14 protein-coding genes are annotated in these 16646 nt (G+C 67.3%); 10 read left to right on the top strand and 4 right to left on the bottom strand.

Annotation, left to right across the window (positions count from 1 at the left end; all coding sequences use genetic code 11):
- Positions 1-2: 2 nt before the first annotated feature.
- Genes CLV01_RS06160 through ureG form a run of 7 tightly spaced genes read left to right on the top strand, consistent with a single transcriptional unit; the run spans position 3 to position 5012 of the window.
- Positions 3-305, top strand: a complete 303-nt coding sequence (locus tag CLV01_RS06160; RefSeq protein WP_012203116.1) for an urease subunit gamma — start codon at positions 3-5, stop codon at positions 303-305.
- 11 nt (positions 306-316) lie between these two features.
- On the top strand, positions 317-928 hold the full coding sequence (locus tag CLV01_RS06155; protein WP_034390122.1) for a HupE/UreJ family protein: 612 nt from the start codon (positions 317-319) through the stop codon (positions 926-928).
- Positions 929-955: 27 nt separating this feature from the next.
- Positions 956-1261, top strand: coding sequence for an urease subunit beta (locus CLV01_RS06150; RefSeq protein ID WP_174538844.1), 306 nt, complete (start codon positions 956-958; stop codon positions 1259-1261).
- A gap of 12 nt (positions 1262-1273) precedes the next feature.
- The gene (gene ureC, locus CLV01_RS06145; RefSeq protein WP_012203113.1) at positions 1274-2977 is read left to right on the top strand and encodes an urease subunit alpha; all 1704 of its coding nucleotides are present in this window, start codon (positions 1274-1276) and stop codon (positions 2975-2977) included.
- Between the two features lie 7 nt (positions 2978-2984).
- Positions 2985-3641 (top strand): urease accessory protein UreE, encoded by a 657-nt coding sequence (ureE, locus tag CLV01_RS06140; protein ID WP_099734757.1) that lies wholly within the window; start codon positions 2985-2987, stop codon positions 3639-3641.
- Positions 3634-4350 carry an urease accessory protein UreF gene (locus CLV01_RS06135; RefSeq protein WP_099734758.1) on the top strand — a complete coding sequence of 239 codons (717 nt, stop codon included), beginning with the start codon at positions 3634-3636 and terminating at the stop codon, positions 4348-4350. The genes ureE and CLV01_RS06135 overlap by 8 nt, the downstream gene beginning before the upstream one ends.
- 20 nt (positions 4351-4370) lie before the next feature.
- Positions 4371-5012, top strand: coding sequence for an urease accessory protein UreG (gene ureG, locus CLV01_RS06130; protein WP_016446573.1), 642 nt, complete (start codon positions 4371-4373; stop codon positions 5010-5012).
- 19 nt (positions 5013-5031) lie between these two features.
- Here ureG and CLV01_RS06125 read toward each other — a convergent pair whose 3' ends face one another.
- The 4 genes from CLV01_RS06125 to htpG form a co-directional block, all read right to left on the bottom strand.
- Positions 5032-5787 (bottom strand): exosortase H-associated membrane protein, encoded by a 756-nt coding sequence (locus tag CLV01_RS06125; RefSeq protein ID WP_099735210.1) that lies wholly within the window; start codon positions 5785-5787, stop codon positions 5032-5034.
- Between the two features lie 10 nt (positions 5788-5797).
- Entirely contained in the window at positions 5798-6349 is a 552-nt protein-coding gene (xrtH, locus tag CLV01_RS06120) for an exosortase H (protein ID WP_099734759.1), read from the bottom strand.
- A gap of 149 nt (positions 6350-6498) precedes the next feature.
- Positions 6499-10107 carry an IPTL-CTERM sorting domain-containing protein gene (locus tag CLV01_RS06115; protein WP_099734760.1) on the bottom strand — a complete coding sequence of 1203 codons (3609 nt, stop codon included), beginning with the start codon at positions 10105-10107 and terminating at the stop codon, positions 6499-6501.
- A 365-nt stretch (positions 10108-10472) separates the two neighbouring features.
- Entirely contained in the window at positions 10473-12425 is a 1953-nt protein-coding gene (gene htpG, locus CLV01_RS06110) for a molecular chaperone HtpG (protein ID WP_034390114.1), read from the bottom strand.
- A gap of 243 nt (positions 12426-12668) precedes the next feature.
- Between htpG and aqpZ the strand changes: the two genes are divergently transcribed.
- The 3 genes from aqpZ (at position 12669) to CLV01_RS06095 (ending at position 16628) form a co-directional block, all read left to right on the top strand.
- Complete coding sequence (gene aqpZ, locus CLV01_RS06105) at positions 12669-13373, top strand: aquaporin Z (RefSeq protein WP_012203105.1); 705 nt, start codon at positions 12669-12671, stop codon at positions 13371-13373.
- A 215-nt stretch (positions 13374-13588) separates the two neighbouring features.
- Positions 13589-15814 carry a TonB-dependent receptor gene (locus CLV01_RS06100; RefSeq protein WP_099734761.1) on the top strand — a complete coding sequence of 742 codons (2226 nt, stop codon included), beginning with the start codon at positions 13589-13591 and terminating at the stop codon, positions 15812-15814.
- A 133-nt stretch (positions 15815-15947) separates the two neighbouring features.
- Positions 15948-16628 (top strand): Fe2+-dependent dioxygenase, encoded by a 681-nt coding sequence (locus CLV01_RS06095; RefSeq protein ID WP_099734762.1) that lies wholly within the window; start codon positions 15948-15950, stop codon positions 16626-16628.
- Positions 16629-16646: the final 18 nt, after the last annotated feature.

Below are 16646 nucleotides of genomic sequence, written 5' to 3'. Positions count from 1 at the left end.
CGATGGAACTCACGCCCCGTGAAAAAGACAAGCTGCTGCTGTTCACCGCAGCCCTGGTGGCCGAGCGCCGCAAGGCGCGCGGCCTGAAGCTCAACTACCCCGAGGCCGTGGCGCTGATCAGCGCCGCCGTGCTGGAGTGGGCGCGCGACGGCAGGACCGTGGCCGAGCTCATGCACCTGGGCACCACGGTGCTGACGCGCGCCGATGTGATGGAGGGCATTCCAGAAATGATCCCGGACATCCAGGTCGAAGCCACTTTCCCGGACGGCACCAAGCTGGTCACCGTTCATCACCCGATCGTTTGAGGAGATCCGCCATGTTCCATCCCCGCCTTCTGCTCGCCCCGGCCCTGCTGGCCGCTGCCACGGCCGCCAGCGCCCATACGGGGGCCGGCGCCCACCTGCATGCCGGTGACGGCGCCATGCAGGCCCTGATGGCCGGGCTGTCCCATCCCATCGCGGGCCTGGACCATCTGCTGGCCATGCTGGCGCTGGGCCTGTGGTGCGGGCTGATGCTCCAGCGCCAGTGGCTGCCGCCCGTGGCCTTTGCGGCATGCATGGCGCTGGGCCTGGCGCTGACGCAGACCCCGCTGGAGCTGCCGGCCGTGGAGCCCATGGTGGCCGCCTCGCTGCTGGCCTTCGGCCTGCTGCTGGTGGCCCAGCGCCGCCTGCCCGTGGCCCTGGCCATGGTGCTGGCCGGCGCCTTCGCGCTGTTCCACGGATACGCGCATGGCGAGGTCTTCCCCCACGCGCTGCCCGCAGCCGTGTTCTGGGCCTACATGGCGGGCATGGTCGCCACCACGCTGGTGCTGCATGCGCTGGGCGTGGCCTTTGGCCGGGCCATGCGCGGCGGCACGGCATCGGCCTGGGCCGCACGCCTGGCCGGAGTGGCCGCCATGGGCTACGGTGCCGTGGCGCTGGCAGGCTGAGCGCGGGAGCCGCACATGACCGAGCGCATCATCCCCGGCGAGCTGCTCGCCGAGCCCGGCGAGATCCTGCTGAACGCAGGCCGGCCCGTGCAGACCCTCACGGTCACCAACACCGGCGACCGGCCGGTGCAGGTGGGCTCGCACTTTCATTTCTTCGAGGTCAACGAGGCCCTGCACTTCGACCGCGCCGCCGCACGCGGCTGGCGGCTGAACATCGCGGCCGGCACGGCCGTGCGCTTCGAACCGGGCCAGGAGCGCACGGTGGAACTGGTGGAAATCTCCGGCGACCGCATCATCTATGGCTTCAACGCCAAGGTGATGGGACCTCTCTGAAAGGGAACATTCATGGCAAGCATCACGCGCCAGGCCTATGCCGAGATGTTCGGCCCCACCGTGGGCGACCGCCTGCGGCTGGCCGACACGGCCCTGGTCATCGAGATCGAGAAGGACCACACGATCTACGGCGAAGAGGTCAAGTTCGGCGGCGGCAAGGTCATCCGCGACGGCATGGGCCAGAGCCAGCGCATGGCCGCCGACTGCGCCGACACCGTCATCACCAATGCCGTGATCATCGACCACTGGGGCATCGTCAAGGCCGACATCGCCATCAAGAACGGGCTGATCGCAGGCATAGGCAAGGCCGGCAACCCGGACATGCAGCCGGGCGTGACCATCGTCATCGGCCCCGGCACGGAAATCATTGCGGGTGAGGGCATGATCGTCACGGCCGGCGGCATCGACACGCACATCCACTTCATCTGCCCGCAGCAGATCGACGAGGCGCTGACCAGCGGCGTGACCACCATGATCGGCGGCGGCACGGGCCCGGCCACGGGCACCTTCGCCACCACGGTCACGCCCGGCCCCTGGCACATGGAGCGCATGCTGCAGGCCGTGGACGGCTACCCCATGAACATCGGCCTGCTGGGCAAGGGCAACGCCAGCCAGGCCGCGCCGCTGCGCGAGCAGATCGCGGCAGGCGCCATCGGCCTGAAGCTGCACGAGGACTGGGGATCGACGCCCGCCGCCATCGACTGCTGCCTGGGCGTGGCCGACGAGACCGACACCCAGGTCGCCATCCACACCGACACGCTCAACGAGGGTGGCTTCGTCGAGGCCACGGTGGCCGCCTTCAAGGGCCGCACCATCCACACCTACCACACCGAAGGCGCGGGCGGCGGCCACGCGCCCGACATCATCAAGGTCTGCGGCGAGGCCAACGTGCTGCCCTCGTCCACCAACCCCACGCGGCCCTACACGGTGAACACGCTGGACGAGCACCTGGACATGCTCATGGTCTGCCACCACCTGGACGCCTCGATTGCCGAGGACATCGCCTTCGCCGAAAGCCGCATCCGCCGCGAGACCATCGCGGCCGAGGACGTGCTGCACGACCTGGGCGCCTTCTCCATGATCTCCAGCGACAGCCAGGCCATGGGCCGCGTGGGCGAAGTGGTGCTGCGCACCTGGCAGACCGCGCACAAGATGAAGGTCCAGCGCGGCAGCCTGCCAGGCGACAACGCGCGCCACGACAACTTCCGCGTCAAGCGCTACGTTGCCAAGTACACCATCAACCCCGCACGCACGCATGGCATCGCCCATGTCGTGGGCTCGGTCGAGGTCGGCAAGCTGGCCGACCTGGTGCTGTGGCGGCCGGCGTTCTTCGGCGTCAAGCCCAGCCTCATCCTCAAGGGCGGCAGCATCGCCAGCGCCGCCATGGGCGACCCCAACGCCAGCATCCCCACGCCCCAGCCCGTGCACTACCGCCCCATGTTCGCGGGCCAGGGCAGCGGCGTGGCGGCGGCCAGCCTCACCTTCGTCTCGCAGGCCGCCCAGCAGGCCGGCGTGGCCGACCGCTACGGCCTGCGCAAGCGCACCGTGGCCGTGGAAAACTGCCGCAGCGTCAGCAAGCGCGACATGGTGCACAACGACTGGCAGCCCGACATCAGCGTCGATCCCGAGACCTACCAGGTCGTGGCTGACGGCCAGCTGCTGACCTGCGAGCCCGCCACCGAGCTGCCGATGGCGCAGCGGTATTTTCTGTTCTGATCACCCCATGCTCACCGTCAACAAACACATGCCCCAGGGCGGCGGCCTTGCCGCCGTGCTGGTCAGGCGCGCCGCCACGCTGGAACTGGACTGGGACATGCGCCAGAAGAGCCGCTTCGCGGCCATCGACTCCACGGGGCGCGAGCTGGCCGTGGTGCTGGCGCGCGGCAGCGTGCTGCGCGGCGGCGATGTGCTGGTGGCCGAGGATGGCAGCCTGGTCGCCGTGCGCGCGGCGCCCCAGGCGGTGTTGCGCGTGACGGCGGCCACGCCGCTGGGCCTGCTGCGTGCGGCCTACCACCTGGGCAACCGGCATATCCCGGTGGAGGTCACGCCCACGCACCTGCACCTGGAAAACGACCCCGTGCTGCACGACATGCTGCTGCGCCTGAGTGCGCAGGTGGCCCTGGTGGATGCGCCCTTCGAGCCCGAGGCCGGTGCCTATGGCGGCGGCCACCGCCACGGCCATGACGCCAGCTTTGCCGAGGACCAGGCGCTGGCGCAGAGCGTGTATGCGCTGCATGACCATGGGCACGCACACGGCCATTCACACGACCATTCACACGATCATTCCCACGGGCATGAACATGGCCACGACCACAGCCATGACCATGACCACAAAGGCTGCTGCGGACACGGGCACGGCCACGACCATCCGCATGGCTGACCTGTCGATACAGGGGCTGTGCGCCCTGCTGCACCTGGCATCGCCCCAGCTGCCCGTGGGCGGCTTCAGCTATTCGCAGGGGCTGGAGGCCGCCATCGAGCACGGCCTGGTCACGGACGCCGGCACGGCGCGCACCTGGATTGCCGATGCGCTGGCCCACGGCTTTGCACGCTGCGAGGCGCCGCTGTGGCTGCTGCTGCGCCGGGCCTGGAGCGCAGGCGACGAAGGGGCAGTGCACGAATGGAACCAATGGTTCATTGCCAGCCGCGACAGCCGCGAGGCCCGTGCCGAGACGCTGCAGATGGGCTGGTCGCTGCACAGCCTGCTGCGCTCCGTGCCCTGGGGCGGCGAGGCCTTTGCGCCCCGCATCGCACAACTGGGCGCCCTTGTGGACAACCCTGGCCTGGCCTATCCCACGGCCTTTGCCTGTGCCTGCGCCGCCGTGGATGCAGACGAGGACCATGCCCTGCTGGCCTATGGCTTTGCCTGGCTGGAGAACCAGGTGGCCGCCGCCATCAAGGCCGTGCCGCTGGGCCAGGTGGCGGGCCAGAGCCTGCTGCTGGCCCTGCATCCGCTGCTGGAGCAGGCCGTGGGCGAGGCACGCCGCCGCGCCAGCGATACGCCGCCCCGGCTGGACACCATGCTGCCCCAATGGAGCGTGCTGCAGGCGCGGCACGAACACCAGTACTCCCGGCTCTTCCGGTCCTGATCACTTACCCCAAGTCCACCATGAACACCCGCACCAAGAAACTCCCCCCGCTGCGCGTCGGCATCGGCGGCCCTGTCGGCTCCGGCAAGACCACGCTGCTGGAGATGCTGTGCAAGGCCATGCGCGCCCACTACGACCTGGTGGTCATCACCAACGACATCTACACCAAGGAGGACCAGCGCCTGCTGACGGTGGCCGAGGCCCTGCCGCCCGAGCGCATCATGGGCGTGGAGACCGGCGGCTGCCCGCACACGGCCATCCGCGAGGACGCCTCCATCAACCTCGAGGCCGTGGACCGCATGCTGCGCCAGTTCCCCGAGGCGGACATCGTCTTCATCGAAAGCGGCGGCGACAACCTGGCCGCCACCTTCAGCCCCGAGCTGTCGGACCTGACCATCTACGTGATCGACGTGGCCGGTGGCGAGAAGATTCCGCGCAAGGGCGGCCCCGGCATCACCAAGAGCGATCTGCTGGTGGTCAACAAGACCGACCTGGCGCCCTACGTGGGCGCCAACCTGTCCATCATGGAAGCCGACACGCAGCGCATGCGCGCCCACAAGCCCTATGTGATGGGCAGCGTGAAAAGCGGCAAGGGCCTGCGCGAGGTGATCGACTTCATCACCGAGCGCGGCCTGCTGCCGCCCATGCCCGCGCAGGCCTGAAGACGGCCGCGCATAACCTTCAGCGCTGCGGCGTGCCGCTGGTGGCCTTGGCCTTGGGCAGGGTGGCCGCGCTGCTGGAAGACACCAGCGGATGGCCGGTGGAGGTGGCCGCGCCATCGGTCTGGCGCCAGGCCGATGGCTTGGGTGCCACCATGGGCTGGGGCGCGGCGGCAGGCACCCGGCTGCGGTTCCAGGCCGGCAGCAGCACGCGGCGCACAAAGCCCATGTCCAGCGCCAGCCACAGCAGCACCGGGCACAGCGTGGGCACCATCAGCCCGCCCATCTGGTAGGCGTAGACGATGGCCTCCAACTGCCATGTCTGTATGCCCAGCACGTTGAGGTCGAGCCGCGCCGCAAGGCACAACTGCATCAACACCTGCGTGACCACGCTGAAGGTCTGCAAGGGCAGCAGCGCCACATAGCCCACCAGGATGCGCCACCACCGGCCCGGACCCCAGGCCGCCAGCAGCATGGCCACCAGCACGGTCAGGCCGTAGCCGTAGCGGGCGGGATCGACCTCGACGATGGCCTCGGCGCGACGCCAGCCGGTCTGCTCGTTGGAGACCTGGACCGAGGAATTGACGACCAGGCTGCGGGGCGTCTCCAGGTCCACGCGCTGCACCCAGCCGTTGGCGGCGTTCTCCAGCACCCACTTGCTCATGCCGGACACCGGCACGGCCAGCCAGCCGGCCGCCAGCGTCCAGGCCAGGGTCAGCACCACGATGCCGCCCATGGCCAGGGCCGCGAAGCGCGAGATGGGATTGCGTCCGATCATGGCCTGCTCCTCAGGTGGCCACGGCGGCGGAAGCTGCAGCGGCGGGCGGCAGCGGCGGCTGGCCGCCGTCATCCTGCGACGGCGCCTTGCGGCCGCTCCAGCGCACCCACAGCAGCCAGAACACCAGCACGTCCAGCATGATCAGCGCCTGCCAGAGGTACTCGTGCGCGAAGTTGAAGGCCGTGGTGCTCCACTGGCCCAGGTAGAACAGGCTGATGACGCGCAGCACGTTGATGGCCTGCACGGCCACGAAGCCGGCCAGCAGGCCCACCAGCTTCTGGCGCCATGACGAGGGGAAGGCCATCACGGCGGCAAACAGCACGATGTAGGCCTCCAGGCCGTTGCAGCCGGCCTCGATGGAGACGCCGAAGCCCGTGGCCGTGTTCCACAGCACCTTGCCCGTGGCCGAGGCCGTGCTGTCGAACCAGGTCACCAGCGAGGCGCAGATGTGCGCCAGGAAGGCCGTCCAGGGCAGCACGATGTGCTGCTGCACCCAACTGAGCAGGTTCAGCCCGAACATCGTCAGCTGGATGGCCAGAAAGATCAGAAAGAAGCGCAGCATGGCAGGTCTTGGAGTGTTGGTTGCCGGGCTTGCGACCTGGCAGTTGCGAAACAGTGTCCCTCTATAGGCTCGCATTATCTTCGGACCGCTCAAAGACGACAAAGGCCGGTGCGTGAATCACGCCACCGGCCCTTGCCGTCACGGGCGCATCACCGACGCTCGCGCCTGCGCATGGTTCCCAGCGCCATCAGCGCCAGCAGGGACGACATCAGCATCAGGCCCCACTGCGACAGCGTGGGAATGCTGGCCGTGCCGCCCGGCCCCGGCTTGAGCGGCGTGGTGGTCGTGCTCTTGTCGTTGTCGGGATTGCCGTCACCGGGCACCGAGACCGTGGCCGAGTTGACCAGCGGGCGGGCGCCCTTGTAGGGCTTGTCCAGCTTTGTCTCCAGCGTGAAGACCGCCGTGCCGCCCTGGGCCAGCTGCGGCACGCTGCAGGTCACGGTGCGCGTGCCGCTGGCATAGCTGCAGCCTGCCGAGGCCGAGACGAACTCCAGCCCTGCGGGCAACACGTCGGTCACCGAGCCGCCCGCGGGCGACTGCGGATCGCGGCCGTAGTTGGTGACGGTCAGCGTGTAGCTGGCCGTGTCGCCATCGTCCAGCGGGCCGGCGGGGCCCTGCTTGCCGATCCCCAGGTCCACGGCATTGCCCTGGCGGCTGGTGGAGGTGCGGTCGGTGGTGGTGTTGTTGACGATCACATCGCCGCCATTGCTCAGCCATTCCGTCTCGAAGGGCTTGACCGAGGCCTCGTGGTAGATGGTGCCGCCCGATGCCTTGTCGGGCAGGGTCTGTGCGCGCATCTTGAACTTGATGGTCATGCTCTGGCCCGGCGCCAGCGAGGGGATGGTGCACTGCAGAGGCCCGCTGGTCGCGTTCAGCGCCGGCTGCACGCCGCACCAGGATGCGGAGGCGCCGGGAATGCCGGCCAGCGCCAGGCCGTTCTGGTAGCTGAAGGTGGCCGTGGAGCCCGATGCGGGGAACTTGTCGGTCACGACCACCTGGGTGGCGTAGGAGGGGCCGGAGTTGGTCACCGTGATGGTGTATTCGGTGTCCTCACCCAGCACCAGGCCGTCTGCAGTGTGGCGCATGCTGATGTTCACATCCAGCTCGGCACGCTTGAGCCGGGCCTTGGCCTCGGCCTGGTTGTTGGCCTTGGTCAGCTCCTCGGTGGTGGTGTCCACCGCCACGGTGTTGGAGATCTCCGTATCGGCCGCCAGATCGCCGCGCGAGCGCATCTTGTAGCTCACGGTGTACTGCTCGCCTGCAGCCAGCGGATCGGTCCAGGCGCATTCCAGCGTTCCGCCCTGCACGCCATCGGTGGCAGCCGGAGTGCAGGTGCCGCCGCCGGAGACCGTGGGCGAGCCGATGAAGATGGCGTCTGCAGGCAGCACGTCCTTGAGCGTGACATTGGCGGCCGACGAGGGGCCGTAGTTGGGCACCGTGACCGTATAGGTCAGCGGCTCGCCCGCAGCGGCCACCTTGGGCGAGACCTGCTTTTGCGCCGCGATTTCCGCGATGGCCTGCACGGTGATGCTGGCCGTAGAGGAATCGTTGCCGGGATCGGCGTCATGGATGTCCAGGGACTGGGCCGAGGCCGCGTTGGCATAGGTGCCGGTGGTGGCGCGCTTGGGGCGGATCTTGACCTCGATCACCACCTCGGCCTCCGGGGCCATGGAGGAGATGTCGCAGGTCAGATCGCGCGTCTCGCTGTTGACGCCGCCCGAAGGGGTGCCGCAGCTGGCGTTGGCGCCGGAGACGATGCGGCTGGAGACAAAGCCGCCGCCCGGGTAGGTGTACGGCACGGGATTGCCGGCCTCGTCCACCGGGTTGCCGCCCACGATACGCACGCCGTCAATTTGCTTGACCAGGGACTGCAGCGCGTCGCGCACGCGGACATTCGTCACCGTGGTGCTGGCCGAGTGGTTCTTCACCACCAGTTGGTAGGTGACCTCTTCACCGCTCTTGATGGAGGCCGGCGGCACAGGGCTGACCACGCTCTTGACGATGCCCACATCCACCTTGTCGGCGGACACGGTGACGGTCGCGGAGGTGGTGGCCGATGCATTGTCCCGGCCGATCACGCCAGCGGAGGCGTTATTGGTGAAGTCCAGATGGCCCGAGGCCAGCGTGACCTTGGCCCTGACCGTGATCCGGCGGCTGGCGCCCACGGCCAGGCCCGCGGTCGAGGTGCAGCTCTGGGCGGCGCAGGTCCAGTCCCCCGCGCCGGTGCCCGCACCGGACATGCCGATGACGGTCATTCGGTTGTCCGCAGGGGTGTCGGATACGGTGATCAGCTGATTGGGCAGCACAGGCATGGGACCGTTGTTGGTCACCGTGATCGTGTACTGGAACTCCTCACCCGCCAGCACCGGGCGGCTGGGGCCGGCCTTGACGAGGCGCAGCCGCGCATCGTTGCTGAAGCTCACCGCCGCGCTATCGGTGTTGTTGGTCTTGTTGGGCTCGTTGAGTTCGGGTGGAACCCCGATCACGCCCTGATTGACCAGTTGCGCACCCGGCGTTCCACCCGCAGCCACGCTGGCCTTGAAGCGGATGGCCTGCATGTTGGCGTAGCCGGCCACCGGGTACTCGCCCGCGTGGGTGCAGGTGATGGTGCCGCTGTTGTGGCCGCAGTTCCAGGGCGCCGTGCTGCCGTCGAAGCCCGTGAAGGTCACGCCGGCCGGCAGGGTGTCGGTGATGGTGAGATCGCGCGGCACGAGGGAGCCGCCTTCGCGGCGCGGCTGCAGAGTGTAGGTGACCTCGGTCGCCTGCAGCGCATCCAGCACCGTGGGCGCCACCTGCTTGCGCAGCGAGACATCCACGAACTCGCTACCGCTGGAGACCACGGCGGCGCTGGCGGTGTTGTTGCCGGACTGGCCGTCGGGCATCTCGGTGCTGGCGTCCTTGTAGCCCTTGACGCTGGCAGCGCCGGCAATGGTGCCGCTCATGTTGGCGATGGCCGGCACGGAGATGGAAGGCAGCACGGCGCCCGGCAGCACCGGGCCGCCGCGCGTGCAGCTGAGCTCGCCCGAGATCAGCGGATAGCCCGAGGCGGGCGTGCAGCTCCAGCCGCTGCCTGAGGGCACGCCCGTGACCACGGCGCCGTTGGGCACGGGGAAACGCACCACGGTACGGCCACCGGCGGGCACCTCGGACGGGCCCTTGTTCTGCACGTCGATGGTGTACTGGAACGCGCCGCCGTTGGCGACGCTGGCGGGAGCGGCTATCGCGATGGCCAGATCGGCGGCCTCGGTGGTGGTGAAGTTGCGATCGAGCTGCGTGTTGTTCTGGTCGTTGTCGTAGTCGGGCGATGCCATGCGCGCGCTGGCCACGGCGCGCCAGTTGGTGCCGACGGTCGGCAGGATGACCTCGAAGCCCACGGACTTGAAGCCATCGGCGGGCGCCAGGTTGCCGATGTTGCAGACCAGCGTGTTGTTGCCTGCGGTGAGCACCGTACCAGCCGCGGGTGCCGTGCAGGTGATGCCGCCCGGGCTGCTGCTGTAGCCCTGGAACACGGCGCCCACGGGCAGCACCTCGGTCAGGGTGACGCCTATGGCGTCGGGACCGATGTTGTTGTGCCTGACCTTGGCCACATAGGTGAAGTTGCCGCCGGCAGGGCCTGCCGATGCGTCCTGTCCGTCATAGAGACCGTCCTGGTTGACCAGGATGTCGGTGTCGGCCGGCGCCGCCACGGCAGCCGCTGTTGCCAGCAAGCCGCCGGACAGCAGCGCACGCGCCAGCCAGCCCTTTCTCGTGAAAGCCATACAAACCTCTCTTTTGCTTCGTTGACAGCGCCGAATGCCGCAGGCACGGACGCACGAGGTGCCCGGCTGGAACAGCTCTGTCAGAAAGCCGACTACCGGACGCACCAAAAGGAGGCATGATGGTTCTTTATTACCAAAAGTAAATATGATCTGGAATTTTTAACAAAAGTGAGTATTTAGAGGTATTTGTGAGTTTTTCGTGAGTCGACCTTTTTCGGTCAGTTTTCCTCACGGAACGCGGACGTGAAAAAGCCGGTGGCAGCTTGGCTGGCACCGGCTTGCAATGCTGATCTGCCGCGCGGCGGCGCGGCAGTGAGCAGGCACTAAGGCCTAGGGAATGCGGCGGGGCAATCCTTGTGAGGAACTCACGCTAGCAGCGCGTTCACGCGCCTGACGTAGGCAGCCGGGTCTTCGGGCATGCCGCCTTCGGCCAACACGGCCTGGTCGAACAGGATGTTGGCCAGGTCATGGAAATGCACCGATCCGTCCAGCTTCTTGACCAGCGGATGCTCGGGGTTGACCTCCAGCACGGGGCGGGCGTCCGGCGCCTGCTGGCCGGCCTGCTTGAGCAGGCGCGCCAGCTGCAGGCTCATGCCGCCGTCCTGCACCACCAGGCAGGCGGGCGAGTCCACCAGGCGCGTGGTCACGCGCACGTCCTCGGCCTTGTCCTTGAGCGCTTCCTTGAGCTTGGCCAGCAGGGGCTTGAAGGTCTCGGCAGCTTCCTCGGCGGCCTTCTTTTCCTCTTCGTCCTGCAGCTTGCCCAGGTCCACGGCGCCCTTGGCCACGGACTGCAGCGGCGTGCCGTCGAATTCGGTCAGGTAGCCCATGGCCCATTCGTCCACGCGGTCGGCCATCAGCAGCACTTCGATGCCCTTCTTGCGGAAGACTTCGAGCTGCGGGCTGTTGCGGGCTGCGGTCAGGGAGTCGGCCGTGATGTAGTAGATCGCGTCCTGGCCTTCCTTCATGCGGGCCTTGTAGTCGGCCAGCGAGACGATGGCCTCGTCCTGGCTGGTGGAGGAAAAGCGCAGCAGCTTGGCGATGCGTTCCTTGTTGGCAAAGTCCTCGCCCAGGCCTTCCTTGAGCACGGGGCCGAACTCGGCGTAGAACTGGCTGTACTTGCCTTCCTTGGCCTTGTCCTCTTCGCTGACCACGTCGGTGACGCCGTCGGCCGCCGCGTCAGCGGCAGCGTCGTGGCGATCGTGCTTGGCCAGGTCTTCCAGCATGGACAGCACGCGCTTGGTCGAGCCGTCGCGGATCAGGCGCACGTCGCGGCTTTCCTGCAGCAGCTCGCGGCTGACGTTCAGCGGCAGGTCGGCCGAGTCGATCACGCCCTTGACGAAGCGCAGGTAGCCGGGCATCAGCGCCTCGGCGTCATCCATGATGAAGACGCGCTTGACGTAGAGCTTGACGCCGGCCTTCTTGTCGCGGTTGTAGAGGTCGAACGGCGCCTTGGCCGGGATGAACAGCAGCTGCGTGTACTCGGTGTTGCCCTCGACGCGGTTGTGGCTCCAGGTCAGCGGGTTCTCGAAGTCGTGGCTGATGGCCTTGTAGAAGTCCTGGTACTGCTCGGCCGTGATGTCCTTCTTGGGACGCGTCCACAGCGCGCTGGCCTTGTTGATGGTCTCCCACTCGCCCGTCTTCTCCATGGTGCCGGGCTGGTCGTTCTCGCCGTCCTTCCACTCCTCTTTTTCCATGAGGATGGGCAGGCTGATGTGGTCGGAGTACTTGCCGATGACCTGCTTGATCTTCCAGGCGTTGAGGAACTCCTCGGCCTCGGGGCGCAGGTGCAGCGTGATGCTGGTGCCGCGCTGGGGGCGCTCGATCTGCTCGACCTCGAACTCGCCCGTGCCGCCGCTGGTCCAGCGCACGCCTTCGGAGGCCGGCAGGCCCGCGCGGCGTGTTTCCACGGTGATCTTGTCGGCCACGATGTAGCCCGAGTAAAAGCCCACGCCGAACTGGCCGATCAGCTGCGAGTCCGACTTCTGGTCGCCCGACAGCTTGTCCATGAAGGCCTTGGTGCCGCTCTTGGCGATGGTGCCCAGGTTGTCGATGGCTTCCTGCTCGCTCATGCCGATGCCGGTGTCGGCAATGGTCAGCGTCTTGGCAGCGGCGTCGAAGGACACGCGCACTTCCAGGTTGGGCTGGTCTTCATACAGCGCGGCATTGTTCAGCGCCTCGAAGCGCAGCTTGTCGCAGGCGTCCGATGCGTTGGAGACCAGCTCGCGCAGGAAGATCTCGGGGTTGGAGTACAGCGAATGCGTGACCAGGTGCAGCAGTTGTGCAACTTCGGCCTGAAAAGAATGGGTTTGCTTGCTCATGCAGACAGTGTCCTATGTCCTATGGGTTCACAACAGGGAAAAAATCAGCCCTCATCTCGGGCCGGCGAGCGCATTATCAAGACCCCGCCGCCCCTGTGGCGGCGCAGGCTCTGGACGATTGTTCACTTTTTCGCCCTCACGGCGGGGCTGGCGCAGGGCTATAACTGCGCCACTTTCCGCTGTGCGGCGGACGGTGCGCGCAGGGCCCGGGCGCAATGGCGGGCCTGCTTCAGGAGATTTTCCATGCACAGCTCTGTTCAAAAATGGTCCGCAGAATTCCTCGGAACCCTGTGGCTGACCCTGGGCGGCTGCGGTGCGGCCGTGCTGGCCGCCGCCTTCCCGCAGGTGGGCATCGGCCTGGTCGGCGTCTCGCTGGCCTTCGGCCTGACGGTGCTCACGGGCGCCTATGCCTTCGGGCCCATCTCGGGCGGGCACTTCAACCCGGCCGTCTCCGTGGGTCTGGCCATGGGCGGGCGCTTTGCCTGGAGCGAACTGCCGGGCTACATCGTCTCTCAGGTGCTGGGCGCCATCACGGGCGCGGCCATCCTCTATGTGATCGCCACGGGCAAGGCCGGTGCCGACATCGGCGGCTTTGCCACCAACGGCTACGGCGCGCATTCGCCGGGCGGCTACGGCATGACGGCAGCCCTGGTCACCGAGGTGGTGATGACGGCCTTCTTCATCCTGGTCATCCTGGGCGCCACGGCCAAGCGCGCGGCAGCCGGCTTTGGCGGGCTGGCCATCGGCCTGTGCCTGACGCTGATCCACCTGATCTCGATTCCCGTGACCAATACCTCGGTCAATCCCGCGCGCAGCACGGGCCCGGCCCTGTTCGGCCCCGAGATCGCCATCTCGCAACTGTGGCTGTTCTGGGTGGCCCCCATCGTGGGTGCGCTGATCGGCGCCGTGATCTACAAGGCCCTGCTGGCCAACCCGGCCAACGAATAAGGCCAGGGACGGGCGCTGCAGGCGCCCCGCAGAAGACTCAAGCGGCTGGCGACAGCCGCTTTTTTCATTGAATCTTTGGTGAAACACGGTTTTCGTTTGTTGCATGGCGGCAACGCCAAGGACTTTCACCCGGCACAAACCAGCCAACTTTACGAAGCAGAAACCGAACACTAGTGATTCGCAATAACAATCCGCGGGCTTTCATCGGAGTGAACATGAGCAAAATCCAACAAATCCTCCCCCCCGCGAACCTCACCCAGCTGGCCCTTGCCGCAGCCCTGTGCCTTGCTGGCACCCCGGCCTTTGCGCAGGCCAGCACCACGCTGGGCACCGTGAACGTGACGTCTTCGACCGAAGCGCCCGTCAAGACCGACAACGCCTCCTCAGCCAAGTTCACGGCCCCGCTGGTGGACACGCCCAAGACGGTGCAGGTCATCAACGAGGAAATCATCAAGCAGACCGGCGCGACAAGCCTGCAGGAAGCCCTGCGGTCCACGCCCGGCATCACCTTCGGCAACGGCGAAGGCGGCAACCCCTCGGGTGACCAGCCCTTCATCCGCGGCATGGATGCCCAGGCCAGCACCTTCGTGGACGGCATGCGCGACATTGCGGCCGGCACGCGCGAAGTGTTCAACCTGGAAGCGGTGGAAGTCATCAAGGGCGCCGATTCGGCCTATGCAGGCCGTGGCGGCGCTGGCGGCTCCATCAACCTGGTGACCAAGAAGGCCAGGAACGAGAACTTCATCAGCGGCGACGTGGGCCTGGGCACGGACAGCTACCGGCGCGCCACCATCGACGCCAACCGCGTGCTGGGCGAAGGCGTGGGCCTGCGCCTGAACGCCATGGTGCACGACGCCGACGTTCCCGGCCGCAGCGGCCCCGAGAACAAGCGTTGGGGCATTGCACCCACGGTGACCTTCGGCATGGGCACGCCCACCGAGGTCTCGCTGTCCTGGCAGCACCTGCAGACCGACAACATTCCCGATGGCGGCGTGCCCTACCTGTACAGCAGCACGGCTGCGGCCGGCCTGCGCGGCGGCAGCGTGGTGCGTCCCACCTACGGCAACAACCGCGACAACTGGTACGGCCTGACCAGCCGCGACTACGAAAAGGAAAAGAGCGACCTGTTCACGGCCACCGTGGAGCACAAGTTCACCGACACCCAGAAGTTCCGCAACAGCCTGCGCTACAGCAAGACCGAACAGGACTACCTGTGGACCCAGCCCGACGACAGCAAGGGCAATGTCGTCAATGGCTATGTGTTCCGCCGCGGCAATGCCCGCGTGGCCGACATCAAGACGCTGCAGAACCTCTCGGAATTCACGGGCAAGGCCCAGACCGGCAGCGTGGGCCACAGCTACTCGTTCGGCCTGGAACTGTCCAAGGAAAAGGCCGAGTCCCGCATCGCCGCGCTGCAGACCACCAACACCACCTGCACGGCCGCCAGCCTGTGGTGCGCCTCGCTGAACAACCCCGACAGCAGCCCGCTGTGGAACCTGCCCGTGACGCTGGGCGACCCCAGCCACAACCAGATCGACACCGTGGCGCTGTACGGCTTCGACACGCTGAAGTTCAACGACCAGTGGTTGCTCAATGCCGGCCTACGCATGGACCACTACAAGATCAGCTCCTCCGGTCCCGCCGGCCGCACCACGCCGGCCTATGACCTGAGCCGTTCGGACACATTGTTCAACTACCAGCTGGGCCTGGTCTACAAGCCGGCCACCAACGGCAGCATCTACGCCAGCATCGGCACCTCCTCGCGCCCCGGCGGCTCCATGCTGGGCAACGGCAACGAGGACCTGGGCATCTCCACCGACCAGCTGGCCAACCTCGCTCCCGAGAAGACCCGCTCGCTCGAACTGGGCACCAAGTGGGACCTGATGGAAAAGCGCCTGGCGCTGACCGCCGCGCTGTTCCGCAACGACGTGACCAATGCGCGCATCACCGAAAACGGTGTCACCTACATGGGCGGCAACAAGGTGGTCAACGGCGTGGAACTGGGCTTCACGGGCAGCGTGCTGCCGGGCCTGAGCGTCTTCGGCGGCTACACCTACATGGACAGCGAGCAGAAGAACGCAGGCGCGGGCAGCGTGGCCAATGGCCAGCCCTTCCCCAACACGCCCAAGCACAGCTTCAGCCTGTGGACCAGCTACAAGCCCATGGCAAAGCTGACCGTGGGCCTGGGCATCTACGCCCAGAGCAGCGTGAACCAGAGCTACATCCTGTCCACGGTGGATGGCGGCATCGTCACCAAGGGTGCCAGCGGCTATGCGCGCTACGACGCCATGGTGGCCTACCAGATCGACCGCAACCTGACCGTGCAGCTGAACCTGTACAACCTGGGCGACAAGGTCTACTACAGCGGCATCCGCTCGCCCCACTACGCGACCATGGCCGCAGGCCGCTCGGCCGTGGCCTCGCTCAAGTGGACGTACTGATCTGCTGATCGCCCCGGGCGAAAGCGCAGCGGCTTGACGCTGCGCAGATCACCGCAAAGCCCCGCAGGCCATCGCCGCCTGCGGGGCTTTTTTGCGGGACACTCGCTGATTCCCCCCCTGAGGACCGCCTGCCATGATGCTCCGCATACCCGCCCTGCTCAGCCCCGACGAAGTGCGCCAGTGCCGCCAGGCGCTGGAGCAGGCCCCGTGGCAGGACGGCCGCGCCACGGCCGGCCCTCTGGCGGCCCAGGTCAAGGCCAACCTGCAGCTGCCGCTGGACAGCCAGGCAGGCCAGGCGATAGGCAACCTCATCCTCGACAAGCTGGGGGCCAGCGCGCTGTTCATGTCGGCCACCCTGCCGCTGAAGGTGCTGCCGCCGCGCTTCAACCGCTACGAAGGCGGCGGCACCTACGGCAACCATATAGACAACGCCATCTTCACCATCCCCGGCACGGCCATCAAGGTGCGCAGCGATGTCTCCACCACCGTGTTCTTCAGCGAGCCCGACGAGTACGAAGGCGGCGAGCTGGTCGTGGAGGACACCTTCGGCCACCAGAGCGTGAAGCTGGCCGCAGGCGACGCCATCGTCTACCCCGGCACCAGCCTGCACCGCGTCAACCCCGTCACGCGCGGCACGCGCTACGCCAGCTTCTTCTGGACGCACAGCCTCGTGGCCTCGGACGAGAAGCGCCGCATCCTGTTCGACCTGGACCAGCAGATCCAGCAACTGACGGTGCGCCACCCGGGCGACCCCGCGCTTTCCGCGCTGTCCGGCACGTACCACAACCTGTTGCGGATGTGGTCGCAGGCCTAGTGGCACAGCCGCCAGGCA

The sequence above is a fragment of the Delftia sp. 60 genome, assembly GCF_002754395.1.
In the GTDB taxonomy this organism is placed as follows: domain Bacteria; phylum Pseudomonadota; class Gammaproteobacteria; order Burkholderiales; family Burkholderiaceae_C; genus Comamonas; species Comamonas acidovorans.
The sequence above is the reverse complement of the archived record's forward strand: the minus strand, read 5'-3'. Positions and strand labels throughout refer to the sequence as shown.

Excerpts from the sequence above, each read along its gene's own strand:
- CLV01_RS06100 (WP_099734761.1), top strand. The coding sequence starts at position 13,589 with ATGAGCAAAATCCAACAAATCCTCCCCCCCGCGAACCTCACCCAGCTG.
- CLV01_RS06115 (WP_099734760.1), bottom strand. The coding sequence starts at position 10,107 with ATGGCTTTCACGAGAAAGGGCTGGCTGGCGCGTGCGCTGCTGTCCGGC.
- aqpZ (WP_012203105.1), top strand. The coding sequence starts at position 12,669 with ATGCACAGCTCTGTTCAAAAATGGTCCGCAGAATTCCTCGGAACCCTG.
- xrtH (WP_099734759.1), bottom strand. The coding sequence starts at position 6,349 with ATGCTGCGCTTCTTTCTGATCTTTCTGGCCATCCAGCTGACGATGTTC.
- ureC (WP_012203113.1), top strand. The coding sequence starts at position 1,274 with ATGGCAAGCATCACGCGCCAGGCCTATGCCGAGATGTTCGGCCCCACC.
- ureG (WP_016446573.1), top strand. The coding sequence starts at position 4,371 with ATGAACACCCGCACCAAGAAACTCCCCCCGCTGCGCGTCGGCATCGGC.
- CLV01_RS06135 (WP_099734758.1), top strand. The coding sequence starts at position 3,634 with ATGGCTGACCTGTCGATACAGGGGCTGTGCGCCCTGCTGCACCTGGCA.
- CLV01_RS06160 (WP_012203116.1), top strand. The coding sequence starts at position 3 with ATGGAACTCACGCCCCGTGAAAAAGACAAGCTGCTGCTGTTCACCGCA.
- ureE (WP_099734757.1), top strand. The coding sequence starts at position 2,985 with ATGCTCACCGTCAACAAACACATGCCCCAGGGCGGCGGCCTTGCCGCC.
- CLV01_RS06155 (WP_034390122.1), top strand. The coding sequence starts at position 317 with ATGTTCCATCCCCGCCTTCTGCTCGCCCCGGCCCTGCTGGCCGCTGCC.
- CLV01_RS06125 (WP_099735210.1), bottom strand. The coding sequence starts at position 5,787 with ATGATCGGACGCAATCCCATCTCGCGCTTCGCGGCCCTGGCCATGGGC.
- htpG (WP_034390114.1), bottom strand. The coding sequence starts at position 12,425 with ATGAGCAAGCAAACCCATTCTTTTCAGGCCGAAGTTGCACAACTGCTG.
- CLV01_RS06095 (WP_099734762.1), top strand. The coding sequence starts at position 15,948 with ATGATGCTCCGCATACCCGCCCTGCTCAGCCCCGACGAAGTGCGCCAG.